We start from the raw sequence: 4,048 nt of genomic DNA on the forward strand, positions 1-4,048 counted from the left end.
TTTATGCCGCTATGGACCACCTCCCACTGGCAGCATAACTTAAGAAAACCAGTCTCCGCCAATCCCAGGGCGGTTCACGATCCTCATGGTAGCCCGTGTGATACCGACGGTCCGGATAAACAATCCCATTTGCGATTTCTGGTCAGCAAAGACATGCTCGACGCGGGATCGGATCACGGACTTTCCGGCGTTGGATCGCTGGATATGGCGGGGCATGGGCTTGAGATGCGGCTTCTTCCTGTGAACCTTTGAGACAAAGGCCTGCTTTTCCATGAAGTTTTCATTGGCTTTTGAGCGATACGCTGTATCAGCCCAGACACTTGAGGCCGTATTGGCTTTATCCAGCAGCCCCTCTCTCAATCGCGCGCCATCACTGGCGGCTGCATGCGTTGTTTTCCATTTCCGGATGAACCGGTATTTCCGATCGATAGAGACGTGATCTTCTACCGAGAGCGCAAGCAATTTTTCCGGTTGCAGGAGTTCTTTTCGATCCGATTGGAACGACGTCCTGCTCTGATGTTTTCTCCGACAGTATAACGCTCCAGAATGATAGCTTTTGCTTCACACATGGTGATGCCGTTTCCCTCCCTGTCGCGCACTTCATAAGGCTTTCCTCGTTTGAGAACGCTGAAGATCCGGTTCACAATACGATTGGCAACGGCACATAAAGCCTGTTTGTGATGATGACCTTTCACCGTCATCAGCCTCCAATAAAGTTCTGCCAGTTCAGGATCTGTTTTTCGTGCCGTATCAGCAGCAAGATAAAGTGCGTGTTTGATGCGGTTATTGCTACCCTGGGTCAGGGTCTGGCCCGCTCGCTCCACACCACCACTATCAGCCCTCCTGGGAAACAGGCCACAAAAACCCCGTAAATGTTTTTCGGAATGAAACCGCTCAATGTTCTGCAAGATACCAATCAGGGTCGGTGCGAGATGACGGCCGACACCCGGAATACTGAGCAGAAGAGCCTGTGGGTCGAGGTGTTTGTAGAGATCTGCAATATGCTGCTCAAGATTTCCAACTATTTGAATTTTCTTCAGAACATTCTCAATTTCCGTCGCGATTTCGAATTGCAGTTCCGAAAAATCAATGTGTGTCCCATGAAGGTTCTGGGCGTATTGCGCTGCTTCACGTAACCCTGTGATCAGCGTTTCCACAAAGGGCCCACTGCGCGGATGGTTCCCTCCCGCATGAGCTCCAACATATTTGGCGAGTGTCGTACGACGCGCCTTCAAAACATCCGAGGGGTGAAACCATTTCTGCAACAGGGCCAAAGAGAGCCGTGTTCCTAAGTCGGGCAAGACTGCTTCAAGCCTGGGGGATGCCCAACGAATGAGATCAAGCAGGCGCCGCCTGGCATCCGCGATCTCGTTCTGAAAGCGGCTTCTCTGTTTGGTTAGACGTTGAAGAGCGTGGCTTTGCGGATCCGGAATGTGGACTGGATCAAGACGTGGTCCACCAAATGACGGTATGGCCGCCAGGATCTGGAGAAGGCTCTGGCCTATTCAGACAGGATCAAAGGCGGCCGTCCCCCGTTTGATCCGGTGCTGATGTTCAAAATCCTGGTGATCCAGACGCTGAACAATCTTTCCGACGAGCGAACGGAATATCTGATCAACGACCGCTTGTCCTTCATGCGCTTCCTCGGTCTGGGACTGTCGGACCGTGTTCCCGATGCCAAAACGGTCTGGCTGTTCCGTGAGCGTCTGACCCAGGCGGGAGCTATTGAAAGACTGCTTGACCGGTTTGATGCAACTCTGCGGAACGCCGGTTATCTGCCAATGTCGGGCCAGATCCTGGATGCGACATTGGTAGCTGCTCCAAAGCAGCGCAATACCAACGGAGAGAAAGCCGATCTTCGGGCAGGACAAATCCCCGAAGGCTGGGAAGACAAGCCGGTAAAGCTGTCCCACAAGGACAGGCACGCCCGTTGGACACTGAAGTTCACGAAGGCGAAGCGGCAGGAGGACGGGACGCTCCCGACCACGGACCTCGCCATTCCGTTCTTTGGCTATAAATCGCATGTTTCCATCGACCGGAAGTTTCGGTTCATCCGGAAATGGAAGGCAACGGATGCTGCTGCCAGTGATGGTGCCAGACTGCGCGAGGGCCTTCTGGATAAAACCAATACAGCCTCAACCGTTTGGGCAGACACCGCCTATCGTTCGAAAGCCAATGAGGACTTCATGGACAAAGAGGGTTTCGTCTCGAAAGTTCACAGGAAAAAGCCGCATCTCAAGCCCATGCCCCGCCATATCCAGCGGTCCAATGCAGGGAAATCAGTGATCCGCTCGCGCGTCGAGCATGTCTTTGCCGATCAAAAATCACAGACGGGACTGTTCATCCGAACTGTCGGTATCACCCGGGCCACCATGAGGATCGGCCTGGCCAATATCGTCTACAACATGCGCCGCTTCCTCTTCCTCGAAAGATTGAACGCGAGCGCGTAGTCATTCAGCGGGGTACAGCCCCAACCTGCTCAAAACGCAGATCAAACGCGACCTAAAGAACCGTCAATCAAATCGCCAAATGCCAGACATTACAGGCCAAGTGTATCAACCAAGGGTTCTTCGATCCCTCCACGTTTATATTTTTGTTTGTCGTATTTGACTGGTTTTCGGCGGGATCTTCGCCCCGGAATGCAGGGCCTGATCCCTTTCTCTTCCAGGGCGTCTCTGAACCAGTCAGCATCATAACCTCGATCTCCCAGCATCCACTGTGCCATGGAAGGCTGTCCAGCAGGGCAGCGGACCAGTATAATCGCTGATCTGCCCCGCCGTCATGAAAAATCTCAGCGGTCGTCCGTTCTGATCCGTGACCGCATGCAGCTTCGTATTCATACTCCCTTTGGTGCGACCGATCAGGGGGCTTGGGTCCCCTTTTTTAGCCGCAGGCTTGAAGCCGTACGGTGCGCTTTGAGATACGTCGCATCAATCATGATTATCTAAGGCTCGGCTTTCGCAGCAGACAGGCCATCCATCATCCGCATGAAAATGCCCGTGTCGCTCCAACGCTTCCAACGGTTGTACAGCGTCTTGTGGGGGCCGTATTCCCGGGGCGCATCCCATTGCGGTTCACAAAAATGATCCCACTTAACACGCGACGGCCATCAACACGAGGTCTACCGTGGCTCTTTGGGAAAAAGGGCTGCCGACGATCCATCTGTTCGTCTTTCAGACAAAACAGGTCGCTCATTTCCAGTCTCCTCGCAGAGCCCGAATCGGATTTTCACAATTAAATCAATGGGTCATGAGCCCATAGTAAATTATATTCGGAGAATGTTGTGAAAAATTACCCAGACCACTTTTTGAATCAGGCTCTTACACTCTAAATATTAGGCGTAGATATGGGGCCACAATTCAGCTCCAAAGCAAATCGTTCTTTATCAGAAAGTTCAAGCAAGGCTAATTGATGATATTCAGAACCTCGTTCTACTTCTTTAGCAACATGCCACCATGCCTGCAGATCGCTGTAAGCGATACCACGAATACGAGCACCTTGGCAGTTATCATATTCGACTGTCCACCCTTCTTTCAAGGCTTGCGAAACGTCAAACATATCATTTTGTTGGAAATCATTAGTATTTTCCATATATTAATTTTTGCTCCCTAACACATGTAAACGTTTTTTTATCCACTCAGGCTTGTTATCGTACCATCCATCTTCGGTCTGGTCTAGCGTATTTATCTCGATCGCTTTGGAGTATTTTATCCAAACACGAAAATTACTTTTACCACCCACACGAGGAGTACAATTAAAAGGGTCTTTTTCTTGGACGTAGATTATTTCCCAATCGGTTACCTCTAATACTAGACGTCTCTCAATCGTTACTGAAAAAGGAATCCATTCCTGACCTGCACGAAATAATATTTTTTTATTTTTAGCAAAACTTCTCATTTTTAGGTCTTATTAAAAAATAGCATAATATTATTATATAGGAACTTTACATAATAGTCAATTTTCTTGACGGCATGGAGGGATCGAAGAGCCGTTGATTGATGTGCTTGGCTGGTAATTTCTGACTTGTGGCGATTTGATTGACGGTTCT

At 50.2% G+C, this 4,048-nt stretch carries 3 protein-coding genes and 3 pseudogenes; 1 reads left to right on the forward strand and 5 read right to left on the reverse strand.

What is annotated here, in order from left to right; translation table 11 throughout:
* Positions 1-78: 78 nt before the first annotated feature.
* Together JK202_RS16040 and JK202_RS16045 are read right to left on the reverse strand one after the other, a co-directional pair.
* Positions 79-444, reverse strand: a pseudogene (locus tag JK202_RS16040) (transposase); the annotation flags it as partial.
* Positions 444-1,274, reverse strand: a complete 831-nt coding sequence (locus JK202_RS16045; RefSeq protein ID WP_211562487.1) for a transposase — start codon at positions 1,272-1,274, stop codon at positions 444-446. The gene JK202_RS16045 and the pseudogene JK202_RS16040, both read right to left, overlap by 1 nt.
* A 201-nt stretch (positions 1,275-1,475) precedes the next feature.
* Here JK202_RS16045 and JK202_RS16050 point away from each other — a divergent pair.
* Positions 1,476-2,450: pseudogene (locus JK202_RS16050) on the forward strand (IS5 family transposase); the annotation flags it as partial.
* 131 nt (positions 2,451-2,581) lie between these two features.
* On the opposite strand, the pseudogene JK202_RS16055 reads toward JK202_RS16050, so the two are convergent.
* From JK202_RS16055 to JK202_RS16065, 3 genes and pseudogenes are all read right to left on the reverse strand, one after another.
* Positions 2,582-3,195 (reverse strand): annotated as a pseudogene (locus JK202_RS16055) (IS5 family transposase); the annotation flags it as partial.
* Between the two features lie 132 nt (positions 3,196-3,327).
* On the reverse strand, positions 3,328-3,591 hold the full coding sequence (locus JK202_RS16060) for a hypothetical protein (RefSeq protein WP_211562489.1): 264 nt from the start codon (positions 3,589-3,591) through the stop codon (positions 3,328-3,330).
* Positions 3,592-3,594: 3 nt separating this feature from the next.
* Positions 3,595-3,897 carry a hypothetical protein gene (locus JK202_RS16065; protein ID WP_211562491.1) on the reverse strand — a complete coding sequence of 101 codons (303 nt, stop codon included), beginning with the start codon at positions 3,895-3,897 and terminating at the stop codon, positions 3,595-3,597.
* Positions 3,898-4,048: the final 151 nt, after the last annotated feature.

The organism is Gluconobacter sp. Dm-62 (genome assembly GCF_018256155.1).
Classification (GTDB): Bacteria; Pseudomonadota; Alphaproteobacteria; order Acetobacterales; family Acetobacteraceae; genus Gluconobacter.